General features: G+C 58.0%; 19 protein-coding genes and 2 tRNA genes. 11 read left to right on the top strand and 10 right to left on the bottom strand.

Annotation, left to right across the window (positions count from 1 at the left end; translation table 11 throughout):
* The first annotated feature begins 15 nt into the window (after positions 1 to 15).
* A complete protein-coding gene (tnpC, locus tag ACP7EG_RS18470) occupies positions 16 to 1,527 on the top strand; it encodes an IS66 family transposase (RefSeq protein WP_426088789.1) in 1,512 nt (503 codons plus the stop codon).
* A 95-nt stretch (positions 1,528 to 1,622) separates the two neighbouring features.
* On the opposite strand, the gene ACP7EG_RS18465 is transcribed toward tnpC, so the two are convergent.
* Entirely contained in the window at positions 1,623 to 1,979 is a 357-nt protein-coding gene (locus tag ACP7EG_RS18465) for a hypothetical protein (RefSeq protein WP_076567848.1), read from the bottom strand.
* Between the two features lie 107 nt (positions 1,980 to 2,086).
* On the opposite strand from ACP7EG_RS18465, the gene ACP7EG_RS18460 reads away from it, so the two are divergent.
* A complete protein-coding gene (locus ACP7EG_RS18460) occupies positions 2,087 to 2,335 on the top strand; it encodes a hypothetical protein (protein WP_426088788.1) in 249 nt (82 codons plus the stop codon).
* A 189-nt stretch (positions 2,336 to 2,524) separates the two neighbouring features.
* Here the strand turns inward: ACP7EG_RS18460 and ACP7EG_RS18455 are convergent, their stop codons facing one another.
* A complete protein-coding gene (locus ACP7EG_RS18455; RefSeq protein WP_426088787.1) occupies positions 2,525 to 3,223 on the bottom strand; it encodes a DUF4145 domain-containing protein in 699 nt (232 codons plus the stop codon).
* A gap of 115 nt (positions 3,224 to 3,338) precedes the next feature.
* Here ACP7EG_RS18455 and ACP7EG_RS18450 point away from each other — a divergent pair, with 115 nt between their 5' ends.
* Positions 3,339 to 3,905 (top strand): recombinase family protein, encoded by a 567-nt coding sequence (locus ACP7EG_RS18450; protein ID WP_426088786.1) that lies wholly within the window; start codon positions 3,339 to 3,341, stop codon positions 3,903 to 3,905.
* 14 nt (positions 3,906 to 3,919) lie between these two features.
* On the opposite strand, the gene ACP7EG_RS18445 is transcribed toward ACP7EG_RS18450, so the two are convergent.
* The 5 genes from ACP7EG_RS18445 to ACP7EG_RS18425 form a co-directional block, all read right to left on the bottom strand.
* A complete protein-coding gene (locus ACP7EG_RS18445) occupies positions 3,920 to 4,501 on the bottom strand; it encodes a hypothetical protein (protein WP_426088785.1) in 582 nt (193 codons plus the stop codon).
* 115 nt (positions 4,502 to 4,616) lie between these two features.
* Positions 4,617 to 4,692 (bottom strand) — tRNA-His (locus ACP7EG_RS18440).
* 142 nt (positions 4,693 to 4,834) lie between these two features.
* Positions 4,835 to 5,716 (bottom strand): glutamate racemase, encoded by an 882-nt coding sequence (murI, locus tag ACP7EG_RS18435; protein ID WP_426088784.1) that lies wholly within the window; start codon positions 5,714 to 5,716, stop codon positions 4,835 to 4,837.
* 72 nt (positions 5,717 to 5,788) lie between these two features.
* Positions 5,789 to 7,330 carry a fumarate hydratase gene (locus ACP7EG_RS18430; protein ID WP_426088783.1) on the bottom strand — a complete coding sequence of 514 codons (1,542 nt, stop codon included), beginning with the start codon at positions 7,328 to 7,330 and terminating at the stop codon, positions 5,789 to 5,791.
* Positions 7,331 to 7,412: 82 nt separating this feature from the next.
* Complete coding sequence (locus tag ACP7EG_RS18425) at positions 7,413 to 8,027, bottom strand: YqhA family protein (RefSeq protein ID WP_071079162.1); 615 nt, start codon at positions 8,025 to 8,027, stop codon at positions 7,413 to 7,415.
* A 294-nt stretch (positions 8,028 to 8,321) separates the two neighbouring features.
* Here ACP7EG_RS18425 and acs point away from each other — a divergent pair, with 294 nt between their 5' ends.
* The 6 genes from acs (at position 8,322) to ACP7EG_RS18395 (ending at position 14,984) form a co-directional block, all read left to right on the top strand.
* Positions 8,322 to 10,328, top strand: a complete 2,007-nt coding sequence (gene acs, locus ACP7EG_RS18420; RefSeq protein ID WP_426088782.1) for an acetate--CoA ligase — start codon at positions 8,322 to 8,324, stop codon at positions 10,326 to 10,328.
* 190 nt (positions 10,329 to 10,518) lie between these two features.
* A tRNA-Ser gene (locus ACP7EG_RS18415) sits at positions 10,519 to 10,609 on the top strand.
* A gap of 231 nt (positions 10,610 to 10,840) precedes the next feature.
* A complete protein-coding gene (locus ACP7EG_RS18410; protein WP_426088781.1) occupies positions 10,841 to 12,151 on the top strand; it encodes a tyrosine-type recombinase/integrase in 1,311 nt (436 codons plus the stop codon).
* The gene (locus ACP7EG_RS18405; protein ID WP_426088780.1) at positions 12,144 to 12,782 is read left to right on the top strand and encodes an Arm DNA-binding domain-containing protein; all 639 of its coding nucleotides are present in this window, start codon (positions 12,144 to 12,146) and stop codon (positions 12,780 to 12,782) included. The genes ACP7EG_RS18410 and ACP7EG_RS18405 overlap by 8 nt, the downstream gene beginning before the upstream one ends.
* 998 nt (positions 12,783 to 13,780) lie before the next feature.
* On the top strand, positions 13,781 to 14,647 hold the full coding sequence (locus ACP7EG_RS18400) for a phage integrase N-terminal domain-containing protein (protein ID WP_426088830.1): 867 nt from the start codon (positions 13,781 to 13,783) through the stop codon (positions 14,645 to 14,647).
* A 136-nt stretch (positions 14,648 to 14,783) separates the two neighbouring features.
* The gene (locus tag ACP7EG_RS18395) at positions 14,784 to 14,984 is read left to right on the top strand and encodes a helix-turn-helix transcriptional regulator (protein ID WP_426088779.1); all 201 of its coding nucleotides are present in this window, start codon (positions 14,784 to 14,786) and stop codon (positions 14,982 to 14,984) included.
* Between the two features lie 119 nt (positions 14,985 to 15,103).
* On the opposite strand, the gene ACP7EG_RS18390 is transcribed toward ACP7EG_RS18395, so the two are convergent.
* Positions 15,104 to 15,898, bottom strand: a complete 795-nt coding sequence (locus ACP7EG_RS18390) for a hypothetical protein (protein WP_426088778.1) — start codon at positions 15,896 to 15,898, stop codon at positions 15,104 to 15,106.
* 281 nt (positions 15,899 to 16,179) lie between these two features.
* On the opposite strand from ACP7EG_RS18390, the gene ACP7EG_RS18385 reads away from it, so the two are divergent.
* Together ACP7EG_RS18385 and ACP7EG_RS18380 are read left to right on the top strand one after the other, a co-directional pair.
* On the top strand, positions 16,180 to 16,878 hold the full coding sequence (locus ACP7EG_RS18385; RefSeq protein ID WP_426088777.1) for a hypothetical protein: 699 nt from the start codon (positions 16,180 to 16,182) through the stop codon (positions 16,876 to 16,878).
* Between the two features lie 141 nt (positions 16,879 to 17,019).
* Entirely contained in the window at positions 17,020 to 17,262 is a 243-nt protein-coding gene (locus ACP7EG_RS18380) for a helix-turn-helix domain-containing protein (protein WP_426088776.1), read from the top strand.
* Here the strand turns inward: ACP7EG_RS18380 and ACP7EG_RS18375 are convergent.
* Both ACP7EG_RS18375 and ACP7EG_RS18370 read right to left on the bottom strand, forming a co-directional pair.
* Positions 17,146 to 17,493, bottom strand: a complete 348-nt coding sequence (locus ACP7EG_RS18375) for a hypothetical protein (protein ID WP_426088834.1) — start codon at positions 17,491 to 17,493, stop codon at positions 17,146 to 17,148. The genes ACP7EG_RS18380 and ACP7EG_RS18375 overlap by 117 nt on opposite strands.
* An 18-nt stretch (positions 17,494 to 17,511) precedes the next feature.
* A complete protein-coding gene (locus ACP7EG_RS18370; RefSeq protein WP_426088775.1) occupies positions 17,512 to 19,350 on the bottom strand; it encodes a hypothetical protein in 1,839 nt (612 codons plus the stop codon).
* Positions 19,351 to 19,357: the final 7 nt, after the last annotated feature.

Raw genomic sequence — 19,357 nt, 5'->3', positions numbered from 1 at the left:
GCGTAAACTTGGCGCATGCTCAACCCAGCCGACCTCCCCAACGACATCGCCGCCTTGAAAGCGCTGCTGCTCGCCCAGGACGAGGTGGTGGAAGGGCTGCGTGAACAACTGAACACGCGCGCCGTCGAGATCGAGCACCTCAAGCTGCAGATCGCCAAATTGCGGCGCATGCAGTTCGGCCGCAAGTCGGAAAAGCTGGATCATCAGATCGAGCAGTTGGAGTTGCAGCTGGAAGACTTGCAGGCCGACGAGGCCGAGGCGGCGCGCAAGAAGTCAGTGCGGCGTCCCTTGCCCGATCATTTGCCGCGTGACGAGAAGGTCTACGCGCCGACGGCCGATGCCTGCCCTGCCTGTGGTGGCGGCCTTCGGCCGCTGGGCGAGGACGTCGCCGAGCAACTGGAATTCGTGCCAGCGAGCTTCCGCGTGATCCGTCATGTACGCCCCAAGCTGGCATGCGTCTGCTGCGACGCCATCGTCCAGGAGCCGGCGCCAAGCCGTCCGATCGAGCGCGGTATCGCCGGCCCCGGCCTGCTGGCGCACATCCTGGTGGCAAAGTTCGCCGATCATCTGCCGCTGTACCGCCAGGCCGTCATTTACGCCCGCGAAGGTGTCGACCTCGATCGCGCGCTGCTGGCGAGCTGGGTCGGCGCCGCCAGCGCGTTGCTGCGCCCGTTGGTCGACGCCGTTCGCCGCCACGTATTGGCGGCCTCGAAGCTGCATGCCGACGACACGCCGATCCCGGTGCTGGCGCCCGGCAATGGCAAAACCAAGACGGCGCGCTTGTGGACCTATGTGCGCGATGACCGGCCAGCCGGCGACTCGACGCCACCGGCCGTTTGGTTTGCCTACACGCCCGACCGCAAGGGCATCCATCCGCAAACCCACTTGGCCAAGTTTGAGGGAGTGCTGCAAGCGGACGCCTATGCGGGTTTCAACGCCTTGTTCGACGACGGCACGATCCGCGAAGCGGCCTGCTGGGCGCACGCTCGGCGCAAATTTCACGACCTGCACGCAGCGCGCGCAACGCCGCTGACCACCGAGGCGCTGCGCCGGATCGCCGAGCTCTATCTGATCGAGAGCGAGATCCGGGGCAAACCACCCGACGAACGAAGGCAAGTTCGACAAACCCTCTCGCGCCCACTGCTCGACGACCTGGAGCGCTGGCTGCGCAGCATGCTCGATACTTTATCGCGCAAGTCCGACACGGCGGCAGCAATCCTGTACGCGCTCAAGCTGTGGCCCGCGCTGCTGCGCTATTGCGACGACGGCGCCATCGAGATCGATAACTCTGCGGCCGAACGCGCCTTGCGTGGCGTGGCCATCGGCCGCCGCAATTACTTGTTCGCCGGCGCCGACAGCGGCGGCGAGCGCGCCGCCGCGATCTACTCGCTGATCGGCACGGCCAAGCTGAACGGTGTCGACCCCGAAGCCTGGTTGCGTCACGTGCTGACGCATATCGCCGATCATCCCGTCAATCGGGTTGATGATTTCTTGCCCTGGAACTGCAACCTGCCAGCAGCCCTTTGAGATCACGCCGCTTCCCAGCGGTGTGACGCCATCATCGATCAAAACGCCCCTGCACTCAATAAGGCGCTGAGCGGACGCTTACGCTGATCTGGACATCAAAAGCATGAATTCTGGTTGAACCGCTTGCCAACCGATCGCACCAAGCCGGTAGAAGGTTCGATATTAAACACCACGTAGCGGCGCTGCGGGCAGACCAGTTCCAGCGACTTCTTGCTGCATTCGAGCATGTCGGTCTTGCGCGTGCCTTGCGGGGTAGATACCGAGACGTCCCGGTTGATGTACGGACTGCACTCGAAGCCCTGTTCCGTGGCGACCTTTCTGGCCGCGTCCATGGTCAGGCCGACCGCGTGCAGCTGGTCCACTTCGGCCGCCAGCGTGGCGTCGGAAACGCGGGTGAGGGCGCAGCCGGCCAGTAACGCGCAGGCCAGCAGTGGCAACATCAAACGTAACATTGTCTTTTTTCCTGGCTTTGTAGTCGAGCTAAGCAGTGTACTGGAAGAACCCTCGCACTGTACGCCGCCGTACCGTGCGCCATCGTCGCGTATTCGATAGTGATGGGATGGATATCAAGAAAACTCCGCGCACCGATGCCCGCCATGCGTCGATCGTGCGCCAGGGCCTGGAATGGGCCCTCACTTACGGCCAGCGCAGCGCCGCCGCCTTTCTGCTGGTGCGCAAGGTGCCGCGCCCGGTGGTCGAACGCATACCCATCAGCATGGACGGGCGCGGACGAGCACTGGTGGTGGTCAGACAGTCTAGACGGCGCTGGGAAGACGCTTACCAAGAAACGCCGAAGGTGCTCACTTAATTGTGTGAGCGCCTTCGGGGAAAGTGAGCACCTTCGTGGCGGTGTTGGGGACCAAGTCGGCGGCAGGCAAGATTGAAGTGAGCGCTGTTTTTCCCTCGCGCCCTTCGCGATGATTCAGCGTGCGCATCGGCCGGCAATCGCTGCTGGCGCTGGAAAACAAGGGGGGCGAAACGCTCCCCGTCTGTCACCCTACGTTGCGTCGCGCTTTGCAATCCCGGCTAAAGCACCTGCGGGTAAGGCATCGTATAGCTCTTGCACGCGAGCTGGCATCGAAATTTGATACTCGACAATGATATTCACGAGAGGGAATAACTGCTCAGCAATCCCAACGTCGTCTGCATCCAATTGGCCAGGATGCACTGCATTATTTCCTGTGATTCTGACGATATCCAAAGCCTGCTGTACCTGTTTTGGCAGCCCCTTTGCTACCAGCGCTGCAATGTCTTCGTTGATATTCTTCCCGCGCTCGCCCAAATAAACCATCAATTTCTGGATGGACAGTCTCAGAAGTGCAGCACCGCCACGTGGCGACTGTCTGTAGATTCCAGCCGCCTCTAAGTAATCCGCCATTATTTCAGTGGGCATGTCAGGGTTCGGACGCGGCGCAGAAGTTGTTGGAGGGTACACATAATCTTCGTTCACCCATAGGCAATTTTTCGCGCAATGCTCGCACAAACTAATCTTGAGGGATGCATGTTGGATTTGAACTTCCTGCCAATAGTCCTGCATCGGATGAGCAAGGTCATAGCCCCACTTGCGCTGCCGCGCGAGTACTCCACAGTGCGGGCATGTGAATGATTTTGTATTGAAATCAGCAGGCACGATGTTCACGATAACTCCAGTCATTGAATGTTGCCATTCTTGCATATTCAGCTTGTGGGCGTCCATTGGCTCACCTCCCTGTTAGAAAACGAACGATTTCTAACATCTACAAACATCAACATAAATCCATGTTGGAAATATAGGGATTGCTATTTCTAACAGTCTTAACCGGAGCAACACCATGGCAACCTTCGCATACGGCCGCGTCAGCACCAAAGAGCAAACCGCAGACAACCAGAAGATGGAAATCGAAGCGGCCGGCCACCAGGTCGATTACTGGTATGCGGATACCATCAGCGGCAAAACCAGCGCCAGCGAACGCCCGGAGTTCGCCGCGCTGCTGGCCCAGATTCGCAATGGCGAAACTCTGGTAGTGGCGAAGCTGGACCGCCTCGGCCGCGACGCGCAGGACGTCGGCGCCACCGTCAAGCTGCTGGCCGCCCGCAAGATTGCCGTCATCGTGCTGCAGTTGGGCAAGCTGGACCTGACTTCGCCAGCAGGCAAGATGATGATGACCATGTTGGCAGCTGTGGCCGAGATGAAGCGCGATTTGCTGGTGGAGCGCACGCAAGCTGGCCTGGCTCGCGCCAAGAGTGAAGGCAAGACGCTGGGCCGGCCGTCGAAGACCACACCCGAGCAGCGCGCAGACATAATTGGCAAGTACGCTACCGGCGAAAGCATCAGCTCACTGGCCCGCATGTATGAAGTCTCGCGGGCAAATATTCTCGGGGTAGTTAAACCAACTTGAACCGAAGCATATACTCAATTTGCGGGGTGATTTATGCTGTTTCGCAGGTGCTTCAGTAAGTCATTCGCATCCCCCGGCCCTGTGCAGCCTCGATAGTTCAAAGGGCCGACTCCGACAGCTTCACCGACAGCATCAGTGTAGCGATACATGCTGTCCAAAAACACCGTCCAGTCCTCTTTTTCGTGCGCCCCAACTGGCTCTCCAAGCATTGTCGCCTCAAGGTCATGATGTGAAATGATCCAATGGCGCGAATCGAGAACCAGTTTGCGGTATGACGCCATTTTCGCGCTGAGCTCTTCAATCTCTGGTGTGAGGAGATTGGCTGCTCGAAGCATATTATTAACATGGCTCAATGTTAAGTTTTTTTTGCCCATCATAACCGCTGGGTCAGTCAATTTGCATGCCTGTAAAATGCAATGTTGCTGAAGTACCTGATTGTGCTCCATGAAAAAGCCTGGTGCGGTTGACCCCAAGAGTTTGCGACGGTCGTCTCCGCTTTCATACAACGACGAAAAAGTTGTGTAACAGCTGTCAAGCCACATGCACCTTTCACGAAGCGCCAAAAAAACATCCACTACAGAATTGATATCTCTCATCACTGCTCCTTAGGTAAAACCTACACAGTGCCTACATGGATTATGCAGGTTAATGAAACGCAAAAAAGGGTTACAAGCCGAAGCATGTAACCCTTTGATTTTCCTACGCATTCTGTGGGGTGGCTGATGGGGCTCGAACCCACGACAACAGGAATCACAATCCTGGACTCTACCAACTGAGCTACAGCCACCACTGTCTTACTTGCCTGTTTAGCTGTTTTGCTGAACAGGTGCCGAATTATACAAAGAACTCGGCGAAGTGGCAAATCTAAATGCAGTCTTTTTTAAAGAATCGAAAGATTGCATGAAAACGGTCGCTTTTGCTCACACCGCTCACACGGACAGGTGTGTGACGGGCGGCTGCAAGTTCAGCAAACCGGCGAAGGCTTTCGCCAATGCTTCGACCTTGGCCGTCGTGTAGCCCTGTAGCTGTGGGGCCTCGTTTTCGATGCGGCGCAGGCTTGCTGCGTCGAGCAAGCGGGCCAGCTGGCGCGCCACGGCGTCGCCTGTGTCCACCAGGGTAATCGTTTCCTGCGTATGCGCGCGCACCGTGCGTACGATGGCGTCCTGCACGAACGGGTAGTGCGTGCAGCCGAGCACCAGGGTGTCGACGCCTTGCGCCAGCATGGGCGCGATGTAGCGTTCCAGCATGGCGCTGGTGGCGTCCTGCGGATCATTGCCCAGCTCGCACTGCTCGATGCGGTCGGCCAGGCCGATGCAGGGCTGCAAGATGAACGTGGCGCCCGTGGCGGCGCTCACCTGTTCGCGCAGGGCCAGCAGCTTGTCGCCGCGCAAGGCGCGTTCCGTGGCCAGCACGGCGATCTTGCCGTTGCGGCTGATGCTGGCCGCTGGTTTGAGGCCCGGTTCGACGCCGACGATGGGCAGGTCGGGATAGCGCGCGCGCAGCGCCTTGATGGCGGCGATGGTGGCCGTGTTGCACGCCACCACCAGTGCTTTCGCGCCTTGCTGCAATAAAAAGGCGGTGATCGCCAGCGAACGGTCGACCACTTGCTGTTCCGTCTTGTCGCCATACGGCGCATAGCCGGAATCGGCAAAGTAAATCAGGTCTTCCTGCGGCAGCTGCGCGCGGATATGGCGCAGCACCGACAGGCCGCCCACGCCGGAATCAAAAATGCCGACAGGCAGCTTGACTGCTGGGGTCAGACCCGTCGGGTCTGACCCCAGATTTGCGCTATTACTTGAGGTAAAAGTCATATTAAGCCGAAGCCGATGAAAATAAAAAAACGCCGCGCTATGTTGCCGCGCGGCGTCTATGGTAGAGCTTGTTTAAGCGACCGTCACGGGAATCTTGCTGACGCTATTGAGTTGCTCGATCTTCGCCTGCCACTCTTTCGGACCCGTATTGTGCACCGAAGTGCCTTTCGCATCCACGGCCACCGTCACCGGCATGTCGACGACGTCGAATTCGTAGATCGCTTCCATGCCCATGTCGGCAAAGCCCAGCACCTTGGCGTGCTTGATGGCTTTCGACACCAGGTAGGCGGCGCCGCCCACAGCCATCAGGTAAGCCGACTTGTGCCGCTGGATCGATTCGATGGCGACGGGGCCACGTTCGGCCTTGCCGATCATGGCGATCAGGCCGGTTTTTTCCAGCATCATGTCGGTGAACTTGTCCATGCGCGTGGCGGTCGTCGGACCGGCCGGGCCGACGGCTTCGTCGCGCACGGGGTCGACTGGGCCGACGTAGTAGATCACGCGGTTCTTGAAGTCGACCGGCAATTCTTCGCCACGGGCCAGCATGTCCTGGATGCGCTTGTGTGCGGCGTCGCGGCCCGTCAGCATCTTGCCGTTCAACAGCAAGGTCTGGCCCGGCGTCCACGAAGCGACTTCTTCTTTCGTCAGGGTATTGAGGTCGACGCGCTTGGATTTTTCCGTGTCCGGCGTCCAGTGCACTTCCGGCCACGACGACAGCGACGGCGGCGTCATGTAGGCGGGGCCGGAGCCGTCGAGCACGAAGTGGCCGTGGCGCGTGGCGGCGCAGTTCGGGATCATGGCGACCGGCTTCGACGCGGCGTGCGTCGGGTGCATCATGATTTTCACGTCGAGCACGGTCGTCAGGCCGCCCAGGCCTTGCGCGCCGATGCCCAGCGAGTTGATCTTGTCGCACAGTTCGATACGCAGTTCTTCCAGCTTGTTTTGCGGGCCGCGCTGTTTCAGCTCAAACATGTCGATGTCTTCCATCAACACCTCTTTTGCCATCAGCATGGCTTTCTCGGCCGTGCCGCCGATGCCGATGCCCAGCATGCCAGGCGGGCACCAGCCGGCGCCCATCGTTGGCACCGTCTTCATGACCCAGTCCACCAGCGAATCGGACGGGTTCATCATGATCATCTTGGATTTGTTTTCCGAACCGCCGCCCTTGGCAGCGACTTTTACGTCGACGGTATTGCCTTCGACCAGTTCCATGTGCACCACGGCTGGCGTGTTGTCCTTGGTGTTCTTGCGGTCGAAATGCGGGTCTGCCACGATGGAGGCGCGCAGCTTGTTGTCGTCGAAGTTGTACGCGCGGCGCACGCCTTCGTTGACGGCGTCGGTGACCGTGCCGGAGAAGCCTTCGAAGCGCACGTCCATGCCGATTTTCAGGAAGACGTTGACGATACCCGTGTCCTGGCAGATAGGACGCTTGCCTTCCGCGCACATGCGCGAGTTGGTCAGGATTTGCGCGATCGCATCTTTTGCCGCCGGGCTTTGCTCGGCCGCGTAGGCGCGCGCCAGGTGCTCGATGTAATCAGCAGGATGGTAGTAGCTAATGTACTGCAACGCTGCGGCGACGGATTCGATCAGGTCTTCTTGCTTTATGACAGTCATGGTGTTCTCGCGGTGGATAAGAAGGGTAGGACTCTTTGCTGAAAGCCCATGGCCGCCGCTGGCAGCCATGGGCTTCTTTTCTTTAGTGTGGTGCTCTGGCCTGGTTTTGCGTGACCGTCATAATGCGGTCCGTGTACGCAATCGCCATCGCCGACAGGATGAAGACCATATGTATCACCGTTTGCGCGATGATCACTTCGATCTTGTACGAGTTGGCGTTGATGAAGGTCTTCAGCAGGTGGATGGACGAGATGCCGATGATGGCCATCGCCAGTTTCGTCTTCAGCACGGACGCATTCACATGCGACAGCCATTCCGGCTGGTCCGGATGGTCATCGAGGTGCATGCGTGAGACAAACGTTTCATAGCCGCCGATGATGACCATGATCAACAGATTCGAGATCATGACCACATCGATCAAGCCCAATACCACCAGCATGATGGTCGCTTCATTGAGCTTGGTTGGCAGGGCGCTGCCTGGTACGGCCACGGCCGTCAAGACGTGCTGCAGGGCCGCATCATTGCCGAATACGGCGCCGATCAGGTCCGACAGTTCCACCCAGAAATGAAATACGTACACGCATTGCGCGAGGATCAGGCCCAGGTACAGCGGCAGCTGCAGCCAGCGCGACATGAAGATGAAGGCGGACAGGGGATGCAGTTTGCTATGAGAGGGCTTTTGTGAGTGGTCGATCATCTGGAGTTTCCTGGGGGTAAATACCAATTTTTGGTATGCCCGACATTTTACACTCGCTGCTGATCACTGCGCATGCCCTCGATTTGGATTCTTGGCCTTGATGAAACACAAAGCGACGCCAACTAATTGACTTGTTATCAGTTTTTCCATCCAGAATGCTGGGCGGCGTACGCTTGACGCCCGTCGGCAGTGGCGATTATGGTTAGAATGGATCGAGGAAAACGCTGCATGTAAGGCGTCCGTAAGACAGCAGGAATATGGTGTTACCAAACAATTACTACACTGGAGACTAGCATGGCCGCTATAGAGAACCAAGGGCAGGGCACTGAGCAGCAGGGACCGGAAGAGTCGCGCGTATTTCAACCGTCGGCAGCGTTTGCCGCACAGGCAACGATTTCCGGCATGGACGCCTACCGCGCCATGGTGGCCGATGCCGAACGCGACTACGAAGGCTTCTGGGCCAAGCTGGCGCGCGAAAACCTGAGCTGGAAAAAGCCGTTTACCCGCACCCTGAACGAAGACAACGCGCCGTTCTACAAGTGGTTCGAAGACGGCCTGCTGAACGTGTCCTACAACTGCCTGGACCGCAACATCGAAAATGGCCTGGGCGACAAGACGGCCATCATCTTCGAAGCGGATGACGGCACTGTCACCAAGGCAACGTACAAAGAGCTGCACGAAAAAGTCTGCAAGTTCGCCAACGGCCTGAAAGCCAAGGGCATCGCCAAGGGCGACCGCGTGATCATCTATATGTCGATGTCCGTCGAAGGCGTTGCTGCCATGCAAGCCTGCGCGCGCATCGGCGCCACCCACTCCGTCGTGTTCGGCGGCTTCTCGGCGAAATCGCTGCAGGAACGCATCATCGACGCGGGCGCCGTGGCCGTCATCACGGGCGACGAACAATTGCGCGGCGGCAAGAAGTTGCCATTGAAATCCATCGTCGACGAAGCGCTGGCGCTGGGCGGCTGCGAGTGCGTGAAAAACGTCATCGTCTACCAGCGCACGGGCAGCGACTTGCCGATGGTGGCCGGCCGCGACACGTGGCTGCACGACCTGGTCGAAGGCCAGAGCGCGCAATGCGAGCCGGAATGGGTCGATGCCGAGCATCCACTGTTCATCTTGTATACCTCCGGTTCGACGGGTACGCCGAAGGGCGTGCAGCATTCGAGCGGCGGCTACCTGCTGTGGGCCGCGCTGACGATGAAATGGAGTTTCGACATCAAGCCCGACGACGTGTTCTGGTGCACGGCCGACATCGGCTGGGTGACGGGCCACAGCTACATCGCGTATGGCCCGATGGCCGTGGGAGCCACGCAAGTGGTGTTCGAAGGCATCCCGACCTACCCGAACGCGGGCCGCTTCTGGGAAACCATCAAGAAACACAACGTCAGCATCTTCTACACGGCGCCTACGGCCATCCGTTCGCTGATCAAGGCAGCCGATGTGGACCCGAAAGTCCATCCGAAGAATTACGACCTGAGCAGCCTGCGCCTGCTGGGCACGGTTGGCGAGCCGATCAATCCGGAAGCGTGGATGTGGTACTACAAGCACATCGGCGGCGAGAAATGCCCGATTGTCGATACCTTCTGGCAAACGGAAACGGGTGGCCACATGATCACCCCGTTGCCAGGCGCCACGCCGATGGTCCCCGGTTCCTGCACCCTGCCATTGCCGGGCATCATGGCTGCCATCGTCGACGAAGCGGGCCACGACGTGCCGAACGGCCAGGGCGGTATTTTGGTGGTGAAACGCCCATGGCCATCGATGATCCGCACGATCTGGAACAACCCCGAGCGTTTCAAGTCGAGCTACTTCCCGGAAGAATTGGGCGGCAAGATGTACCTGGCAGGCGACGGCGCCATCCGCAACAAGGAAACGGGCTACTTCACCATCACGGGCCGCATCGATGACGTCCTGAACGTGTCGGGCCACCGCATGGGCACGATGGAAATCGAATCGGCCCTGGTGGCCAACCCGCTGGTGGCCGAGGCGGCCGTGGTGGGCCGCCCGGACGACACGACAGGCGAATCGATCTGCGCCTTCGTGGTGCTGAAGCAAGCGCGTCCGACGGGCGAGGAAGCGAAACGACTGGCGCTGGAGCTGCGCAACTGGGTCGGCAAGGAAATCGGCCCGATTGCGAAACCGAAGGAAATCCGTTTCGGCGACAACCTGCCAAAAACCCGCTCCGGCAAAATCATGCGCCGCCTGCTGCGCGTGCTGGCCAAGGGCGAGACGATCACGCAAGACGTCTCGACCCTGGAAAACCCGGCGATTCTGGATCAGTTGAAAGAAACGTCTTAACAGGCAGGCCTGGCCCGCCGGAAGGCCCGTGCGCACCACTGTGGCGCATCCTTCCGGCAGGCCTGGCCAAACTTTTACCCCTGGGTAAATAACTTTGGCAGTCTGTAGAATCTTTGCTATAATCTGCGGCTTCGCGACAAGCGATATGCAGTACACAATGTGAGCAAGCAAGACGCGCGCATTGCCTTCAGGAGAGATGGCTGAGCGGCTGAAGGCGCACGCCTGGAAAGCGTGTATAGGGTAATACTCTATCGGGGGTTCGAATCCCCCTCTCTCCGCCACGGATAGTAATTAAGTAAGATCAGGACGTCTCAGGAAGTCCCTCAAAAACCGCTTAGATCATTGATTCTAAGCGGTTTTTTCGTTTTTCGGCGTCTCGAAATGTGCCAAGACGTTTCAGTACGTCTAACTTTTTTGAGGGAAAGCGCCGGGCCGGATTCCCCCATCCTTGACTACCATTCCCGCATAACTGTCCTATAGTGGTTTCAGACGCATTTGCGAAGGAGGCCACCATGGCAAAGCTCATCGTACCGCTGTCCGAACTCCAGGTCAAAAACGCCAAACCAAAGGATAAACCATACAAGTTATCCGACGGCGGTGGCCTGTTCGTGGAAGTCATGCCGAGCGGGTCTCGCATCTGGCGCTGGAAGTTTCGCCAGGCCAACGGTAAGGAGAACGCACTGACGTTTGGTCCTTATCCGGAAATTACGTTGCAGGATGCGCGTGAAAAGCGCTTGGCAGCGCGGCGCCTGATGCTGCAAGGGATCGACCCGGCCAAGCATCGCGACGACGCCAAACGACTGTTGAAAGAGCGCGCCGCCAATACTTTTGAAAAAATCGCCCGCGAGTGGCATGCCAACAGGGTGCCGACCTGGAGCGAGCGCACCGCCAAGAACGTCCTGCAACGGCTGGAGGCAGATATCTTTCCTGCCATTGGCCGCAAGCCCATCGATGAACTCAAGCACCTCGATGTGATCGCCGCACTGCGCAAGATCGAGGAGCGCGGCGCAAGCGAGGTCGCCCATCGCCAGAGAGCGGTATGTTCGTCAATTTTCAGCTACGCGATTCAGTGCGGATTCACAGAGCGCAATCTGGTCACCGATATGAAGGATGTGCTGAAGACCGTCCGCGCCGGACACTTCGCCGCCATCAACGCCGACGAGCTACCGCATTTCCTGGCCATTCTGGACCGCAACGAAGCACGCATGTTCGCGCCGACCCGCATTGCGCTGCGGCTGATGCTGCTGTGCTTTGTGCGTACCAGCGAGTTGATCGAAACGCCCTGGAGTGAAATTGACCTGGAGCGCGGCGAGTGGATCATTCCATGGCAGCGCATGAAGCGCGGCAAGCTGACCGTCAATCCGGATATGACCAACCATCACGTATGCCTGTCGCGCCAGGCGCTGGAGCTGCTGCGCGAACTGCACGCGATCACGGGCCGCAGCAAGTACCTGTTCCCGAATCAGCGCGACCACGAAAAGCCGATCAGCAATAACACGATACTGGTGGCGCTTGGACGCATGGGATACAAGGGCAAGATGACCGGCCATGGCTTCCGGGCGCTGGCCATGAGCACCATCAAGGAGCGCCTGGGCTACCGGCATGAAGTCGTGGACCGGCAGCTGGCACATGCACCGAAGGATAAGGTGGCCAGCGCCTATGACCGCGCCCAGTTCCTGGCGGAGCGGCGCCGGATGATGCAGGATTGGGCCGACTATATCGATGCCGTCAGCGGCAAGGGAGCGCCGCCGCAGACGCCAAGATTAACGCTTGTCAGTGGCGAATTCGGCCGGGATGGAGGAACAGGAGGGCACCATGTCTAAGTATGTATTGCGCCTCACGGATGAGCTTATCAAGCAAGCTGTTCCGAAGGACAAAATATACAAACTATTCGATGGAGCTGGTCTGTACATCGCAGTGCAGCCCAGCGGCAGCAAGGTCTGGCGCATGAAGTATCTCCAGCAAAGCGGTGGCGAAAGCGTTCTGACTTTTGGCCGGTACCCTGAAGTTTCCATTGCCAAAGCGAGAGAACACAGGCTTGCAGCGCATAAGCTGCTGGAGCGGCAGCAGGACCCGCACACAGAATTCAATCGAGAAAAATTGCATCCACTGCCAAAGCCTATGCCAATCGACGAAATATTCGATGAGCCGGAGTGGGTTCATGTGCAGACCAGTATCCGGAGGGCGACCCTGCTCGCTATCCGTCACCTCGAAACCGCCTTATTTCCGGCATTGCAGCGCATTTCCATCAGTGAAGCACAGCACAGTATCCAGCAAGCAGCCATTCGGCAAATTGAACAGGCTGGTTTGCAGGTCGTCTCCGGTCAGCTGGAGGGTGTCGCGACGGCGCTCGCTGCTAGTTATTTACGTAACGGTATGAGCATGGACCAATTGGTTAGTGCGATGAAGGAGTCAAGGAGGCGGGTACGTCACCAGGGCGACAACATGCAGTAGCTATCAGAGCCTTTGTCCGGGCTGCAATTCTGCGTACTACGAAAAGCGCACTTGACGAAACGAACCGCTTGCAAAAGTCGATATCAGGCATAGAATGAAGCTCTCTTATGTGGGAATCGCTCCCACGAGGGCATGCATCGAGCATGTCCCTATGCTTAGCGGCATAGGCGTTGCGGTCGTCACCCGCCACCATGATACTTAGCAGTTTCTGCTAGATAAATCGCCGGGCCATGCAGAAGCATGCACATCTCGGCAAGATAAAGCGCTGCCTTCAGCGTCTTCATATCCCACAATCCGCAAGTCGGATTGCCTGGATGATTGCGCCCGATGGGCGCTTCCTCAAACAGGAGCAAGACTCCTGCCCTGATTGGTTCGCATGCCCCGCGAGGTAGCGCACCTTATGAAGCACAGCATGGCTTTGCCGCAAGCCGCACCGTTAGCAGAAATGCCAGCGATGCGATGCCATCGCGGCTGCTGCCAGCGCATGTGCTTCAGAGTCGCCAGTATCGTCACCGCGAGTGAGATGCTGGCTTATATGCCGTCGCCTGCCATGGCTGCGTGCACGCGTCGTTACTGGCGGCGTGCTGCCAGTGACGACGCGCCGCCGACGGCATAGGCCCAGGCGGCAAGCGGAATTCCACCGCGTGATGTTGTTCAGTGACGGGGCCAGGCGCCCCCCATCGCAGGCAAGCCCTGCGATGTCCTTTGCCCGCAACGGGCTGATTAGTTGAAGTTGATCCGTGCGCGAGGTGCACTCCATGGACCCTGGGTGATTGGTCCCCGCTGCGGCGGCTTCCTCCGGGAGCGCGCAGCGGTGCCACACGCGCATGCGGCGCGGGCAGGCAGTAACAGCAACCGCATACACGGGAGTGGTGTCCCGAGGCCCTTGATTCAACCTTTTCTGCCGAGGCAGTGAGGGTGGCCAGAAACACTTACCAGACAGGATTACACCACGCAGCATCGATGTGAAAACCAAAGATCGAAGGGATGACTTTGCCATGCGCGACTTGAACTACCAGCTCAAGCAACTGTGTCACCGCAACCGGGATGGCAGCTTTGCGACGCAGGCCGACCGCGAGCGCCTATTAAACCTGTGCGCCAACGACCTGGCGGAACGGGGCTTCCAGCATATGAGCGTGGACAGTCTGAAACCGAAGCATGTGGCGGCGCTGCTAGACAAGTGGAAGCAGGATGGCGTCAGTACCGGCACGATCAAGAATCGCATGAGCGCCTTGCGCTGGTGGGCCGAGAAGATCGGTAAGGAAAACATCATTGCGCGCACCAACGGCGAATACGGCATCGCGGAGCGGGTGTTTGTCACCAATGTTTCTAAGGCGAAGGTGCTCGACGCCGACACGCTGGCCCGCGTGAATGATCCGTATACGCGCATGTCCCTGCAGCTGCAGGCGGCGTTTGGTTTGCGGCGCGAGGAAAGTATCAAGATCAAGCCGGGATGGGCCGATGGCGGGAGCGTCTTGCGGCTGCTTGACAGCTGGACCAAGGGCGGCAAGTACCGGGAAGTGCCGATTGCCACCATGCAGCAGCGCGCCATGCTGGACGCGGCCAAGGCGCTGGCGGGCAAAGGCAGCTTGATTCCGGCGGAGTTGCGGTATCGGGACCAGTTGAACCGCTTTCGGGCGCAGTGCGACAAGGCTGGCATTCATGGCGTGCATGGTCTGCGCCATGAGTACGCGCAGCGGCGCTATGCGGAGCTGACTGGCCGACCTAGTCCAGCCTGTGGCGGCCCGACGTCCAGACAGCTGGATGCTTCACAAAAACTTGCAGATCACGCTGCGCGGATGAAGATTTCGGCGGAGATGGGACATGGCCGCGAACAGGTCACTTCCATCTATCTGGGCAGATGACTGCCCACTTGTATCAGAGGCGCAGCGTATGGAGCGGAAGATATGTAAGGGGTGCAGCCCTGGCGCTGCCGGAATGATCGCGGAGAGTCGGCATGATTCTCTATTGTTTGCTGTTCATCAATCGAAGGAGAATCGTATGACCACGACTAAAAAATTCCTCCGCTTGCCTGCGGTCATCGAGGCTACCGGCTGGTCGAGCGCCACAATCTGGCGCAAGGTGAAGGCAGGCGTGTTGCCAGCGCCTATCCCCATCGGCCCCAAGTCTGTTGCCTGGGACGCAGCCGAAATTGCGGAATGGCAGCAGCGCTGTATTGACGCTAGGCGTGGAATCGCTTGAGTGGGAGTTAATAAGAGGTGCACGGTGCTTCGGTCGCCCCAGCGGGCAGCATCGCGCCCCAGCTGCATACCTGATCGGCGCGGAGTTGTCGGCGCGCAGTGCTATACAACATCGCATGATCAGCTGGACGAATCGTCGCCGAAATCGTCATGGAGAGGCGCGCTGGCGAAGCGCCCCTGCTCTCGCAATCCATAAGCGGCTCCACGCGTATCTGATGCGAAGCCAACTGGGCCATTGCGTACCGGCGTTGGGGAACTGGTTGCGAGCTTGGCCATACGAGCTGCTTTTTCCTCGCTCACTTCATAGTAGCCTTTGCCATCACAGCGGAAGCAGCGCTCATTTTCACCGCAGCAAGAGCACGGAACATCCACCGATGACGAGGGGCGCGGCATGAGCGCCTGCCTAGCCGATTCCCCCACCTGTGTGGGCGATGGCGTCACGGGCGCGGGTACGTTTCGGGCTGGCACTCTTCCAAGCTGCAACGAATAGCTATGTTCTTGGCGCCTCACTTTCGCGGAAGGCCGGGTGGCCACCTTCGCTTTGAGAGGCGACAACTTGGCCACCTGCTCTTTCCACACCGAGCTAAGTGGCTCGATGTTCGCTTTTTGCTGCGCCGACCGTTTGATGAACGCGGCCGTCGCATCATTTTTTCTCCCCTGTAGTTCGTGTCGAACTTTCTGCGCCTCCTCTGCCTTGGTAAGCCGGCTGCCGAAGTTTGCTTGAGATGAATTTCGGTTCTGATTAGCTTCATGGCCGCGCAACTTACTCGCCGACGCGTTGTCCGGGCTTGCGCGGGTCTGCACAGTGATGGTTCGTGCGCGAACGTCGGTGCCATGCTTGGCTCGGACGTGTTCTGCCATTCCCTTGGTGGAAAAGAATTGATGGCAGAACTGGCACTCTGAAAGCAAACCCATAGCGACTCCGTGAGCAAAGCTGGCATTAATTCAAGTGATAAGTCAAAAACCTAGAGATGTGTTTTTTTGTTAATTATAGCTCCACGGCAGCCTTGACTAGTTTGACCGAGTTGATAAGGGTGTGGCCATATCTAACCTGCAGCAGTCGCGCCCAGTCGATGTTTGGTGTCGTGCATGAAGCGCGTGCGCAAAATACTGCTTCATCTACAATAAATTGACTGTAGGAATCAAACTCAATTTAGAATATGAGATCGTCTCTCCCTACTCGCTGAAACTACCCCATGAAGATAATTGCGTATTTGAAGTCAACAATGCGTCTGGCAACTGCCCTGTTTCTTTCCGTCTTTGCACTGGTGGTGGTGTTTGGCTTAGGGACTGCCGGGTATTACCAGTGGCAAAAGATACAAGCTAAAGAATACGAGACAGCTAAAACTTGGACTTCAGATCTAAATTCTATCCTTCAATTTTCTTTGAACGCACGTACGAAAATGGTGGACGGGCGCCTTCACCTAATTGTTACCACCGACTCTCTGCCCCCATACATGAAATACCAACGCATTGCCGCACGCCAAGACGAGAACAAAGGGTTATATTTGAATTTCGTGGACAAGGACGGGTTCAAAGTCTTCTCGAAATCTATCCCGCTCAGCAGCATGACCAACGTCGTTGACGCCACAGGAAAAGCCGTTGGTTTGAATTTCGAGGCGGACGAGTACTTGGACGTGGCGAAGTACGCGACCTTTTCAAAGTTGGACGTTCAGTGGAATCTGAACACCGAATTACCGGCGGCCGCGGCGCCGACTGAGGCTTCTGCCGAAACTGGCCCTGATCATTGCGCTCCGAACCTCACTAAAGAAGAACGCTTGAAGCGATTGTCTACCTATGGCAAGTTGCGCCAGACTGGTAATGGTGCCTACTCTGTTGGACATCGAAGTGTTGTTTTTTTCCCCCACGATAATAGCTTGCTAAATTGTGAGTAGTTCACCGTCAAGCTGCTAGCTCTGCGTCGGCCGCAGATCGTCGCCAGCGGCTTTTGGCGGAACGGCGAATGACCGTTGTTGGCAGCCGTTTGCCGTCGATTGTGCCCGACACTGTTGGCATCATAACGAGAATATGGGCCGATGCCTATCTCTCCGCTAAACGCAAAAGATCACGCCTTAGTTGCCTTTGGCCATGCTCTGCGCGCAATGCGAAAATCGCGAGGAGTTTCCCAGGAGGAAATGGTACATCTCTGTGCCATCGACCGCTCATATCTTGGCGCTATCGAACGGGGCGAGCAGAACTGCGGTTTGCTTCATCTGGTGAGAATAGTTGCAGCCCTCAACACATCCGTGACAAAACTGATTAAAGATGCAGGTCTGTAATTGGAAATACCCCGGCGATATATGGTCATCGGCCTTTAGCGTAACGCTGCTGTACTTTTCTTGTAACGCTGCTTGCGTTACCGTGGCGCCCACATTCCGGTGATGCGCCACATGCTTGGCCGTTACCATGCGCGTCTTGGCCGTCGCGCCATTGAGTTCATCAAAGTGGTTCACAATAACGCCTTCGTTGGTGAACGCGAGCCAGCCGCCCACCGCCAGCGCGGCGTCCAACCCGGCCCATCGTGAAAACTAACTGAACAGGTAAGCCGTAATGGCCGTGGCAGCGCTTGCGGTGCCCACCCTTTGCACCGTATCGCTCACCGCTTGCGGAAAGTCCTTTTTACCATTCAGCATAGAGATCAACTCATATCCGGTACTGATCGCGGCTGACAACTCGGCAGAATTGAGCACACGGTCGCCCACGGTGTTGGCGGCAATTGCTTCAAGGTCATGATTGACCTGTCCTGTAATTTGAACGTTGTCTATGCCGCTGGAGTGCACTCCACTCATGCGTTCGGCGGTTTCATTGGTCACCAGCACATCGATATCCGGGTAGCGTTCCAAATGCTCCCTCACATAAGCCACGCTGTCGGTCGCCTTCAACTGGATGGTATCGACAACTTCATCCGTACCGGAAAATTTTATCTCGATATCGGCGCCAGCATGATTGGTCGCGCCAAACAGTGCGGCGTAGGTGTCTTCGTGTGTATCGTTGTACTGACGCACCCACAGCACCTCATGATAGATGCCCTTGATGTTGTTGGCGATGCCTTTCAATTGGTCGGCATCATAGCCGTCGAGATAATCGCTCAGTTCGGCTTCGGATGCGCCGCCTAGGCTCGCTGTAGAGCGTCGTAGCGCATCCAGCACCAACTGGCTTTCGACGCTCTCATCGACGGCTGTGCGCGTCAGCAGCGCATAGAACACGCCGCCGATCACGTTTTCGTAGGAGCGCGATTTGGCCGCGCTGCCGGACCCGATGAATTGATTGAAACCGCCGATCACCACGCGCTGGACGTCGACCAACACATGCTGCCTGAACGCCACTGCATGCTTGCCATCGAGATTGCCGCAAATGGCATCGGCATGCTCGGTCAGCAGGGCTTGCAAGGGTAGCAGCGTATTGTTCAGCAAACCCACTGCGACATCGGCATCGACGCGACGGGACTCATCCGCCAACAGGTCATCGATCATGGCGATCAGGAACCAGCAGGATTGAACAATGCGCTGCTCGACATCAGGCAAGCTCTCAAACGCGCGTCGTTCGGAACCGAGCAATTTGTAGGCGCCAAGCCCAGCGATGATGCTCAGGCCGCCGGTTAGTACTGCACCTGCCGCCATGCCGCCACCCAACAGGCTGCCAACCCAGGCCAGCGTGGCATTGGTCGCAGCCGCGCCCGACAGGCTGGCGATCGCCGTGCCGGTGCCCGCCGTGCCGAACGTACCAACCAATGCCAGCAAGGCGCCCGTCGTCGCTACGCCGGTGATTTTCGAGGCGATGGCAGCGCCAAATTGCCCTGCCGCCTTTTCCGCTTCGCCCGCGCTAATTTGCATGATGCAGGCGGAAATGTGATTCAGTTCGTTCCTGGTATTGCGCAGCAGCTCATCGACATTGGCCGCAGCAAAATACGGCTTGATGATGCTGCGGGTCGCACCGTAGCCACGCTCCAGCACATTACCCACAGATTGCAAACGTCTAGCCAGTTCATGTTTGCTGATTAACTCGGCCGTAGGATCTGCCACATGGGTCTTGATTGCATCGCCGACCGTGGCCAAGTGCCGGTTCAAGCCGGATTCTTCCGCCATGCGCAGGGCGACATCCTTAGTCTGCAGCGTGGTGACAGTGGCCGCTTTCATGGCGATGCCAGCCTTGCCGGAAATGTCATGGCGCTGCTCGACTTGCTCCGCCAGCGCGACAATGGTGTCGCCCGTCTTCTTCAACTTATCGGTGATGGCGTGCTTGTCATCGAGTTTCCTCAAACCACTTTTCGCCTCCTCCAGAGCAAGCGACGTCTTGTTAGCCAATGTCGCGCCGATCTCGATGGCTTGCTTCTGGAAAACGCGAGTCAACGACAATTCTTTTTTCATCGCCAGC

This window comes from Janthinobacterium sp. PSPC1-1 (assembly GCF_049897625.1).
Taxonomy (GTDB): Bacteria; Pseudomonadota; Gammaproteobacteria; order Burkholderiales; family Burkholderiaceae_D; genus Janthinobacterium; species Janthinobacterium tructae.
This window is presented reverse-complemented; position numbering and strand designations above follow the sequence as displayed.

What these genes read in the sequence shown, in the direction of transcription:
- tnpC (WP_426088789.1), top strand. Translation starts at nt 16, where the DNA reads ATGCTCAACCCAGCCGACCTCCCCAACGACATCGCCGCCTTGAAAGCG.
- ACP7EG_RS18465 (WP_076567848.1), bottom strand. Translation starts at nt 1,979, where the DNA reads ATGTTACGTTTGATGTTGCCACTGCTGGCCTGCGCGTTACTGGCCGGC.
- ACP7EG_RS18460 (WP_426088788.1), top strand. Translation starts at nt 2,087, where the DNA reads ATGGATATCAAGAAAACTCCGCGCACCGATGCCCGCCATGCGTCGATC.
- ACP7EG_RS18455 (WP_426088787.1), bottom strand. Translation starts at nt 3,223, where the DNA reads ATGGACGCCCACAAGCTGAATATGCAAGAATGGCAACATTCAATGACT.
- ACP7EG_RS18450 (WP_426088786.1), top strand. Translation starts at nt 3,339, where the DNA reads ATGGCAACCTTCGCATACGGCCGCGTCAGCACCAAAGAGCAAACCGCA.
- ACP7EG_RS18445 (WP_426088785.1), bottom strand. Translation starts at nt 4,501, where the DNA reads ATGAGAGATATCAATTCTGTAGTGGATGTTTTTTTGGCGCTTCGTGAA.
- murI (WP_426088784.1), bottom strand. Translation starts at nt 5,716, where the DNA reads ATGACTTTTACCTCAAGTAATAGCGCAAATCTGGGGTCAGACCCGACG.
- ACP7EG_RS18430 (WP_426088783.1), bottom strand. Translation starts at nt 7,330, where the DNA reads ATGACTGTCATAAAGCAAGAAGACCTGATCGAATCCGTCGCCGCAGCG.
- ACP7EG_RS18425 (WP_071079162.1), bottom strand. Translation starts at nt 8,027, where the DNA reads ATGATCGACCACTCACAAAAGCCCTCTCATAGCAAACTGCATCCCCTG.
- acs (WP_426088782.1), top strand. Translation starts at nt 8,322, where the DNA reads ATGGCCGCTATAGAGAACCAAGGGCAGGGCACTGAGCAGCAGGGACCG.
- ACP7EG_RS18410 (WP_426088781.1), top strand. Translation starts at nt 10,841, where the DNA reads ATGGCAAAGCTCATCGTACCGCTGTCCGAACTCCAGGTCAAAAACGCC.
- ACP7EG_RS18405 (WP_426088780.1), top strand. Translation starts at nt 12,144, where the DNA reads ATGTCTAAGTATGTATTGCGCCTCACGGATGAGCTTATCAAGCAAGCT.
- ACP7EG_RS18400 (WP_426088830.1), top strand. Translation starts at nt 13,781, where the DNA reads ATGCGCGACTTGAACTACCAGCTCAAGCAACTGTGTCACCGCAACCGG.
- ACP7EG_RS18395 (WP_426088779.1), top strand. Translation starts at nt 14,784, where the DNA reads ATGACCACGACTAAAAAATTCCTCCGCTTGCCTGCGGTCATCGAGGCT.
- ACP7EG_RS18390 (WP_426088778.1), bottom strand. Translation starts at nt 15,898, where the DNA reads ATGGGTTTGCTTTCAGAGTGCCAGTTCTGCCATCAATTCTTTTCCACC.
- ACP7EG_RS18385 (WP_426088777.1), top strand. Translation starts at nt 16,180, where the DNA reads ATGAAGATAATTGCGTATTTGAAGTCAACAATGCGTCTGGCAACTGCC.
- ACP7EG_RS18380 (WP_426088776.1), top strand. Translation starts at nt 17,020, where the DNA reads ATGCCTATCTCTCCGCTAAACGCAAAAGATCACGCCTTAGTTGCCTTT.
- ACP7EG_RS18370 (WP_426088775.1), bottom strand. Translation starts at nt 19,350, where the DNA reads ATGAAAAAAGAATTGTCGTTGACTCGCGTTTTCCAGAAGCAAGCCATC.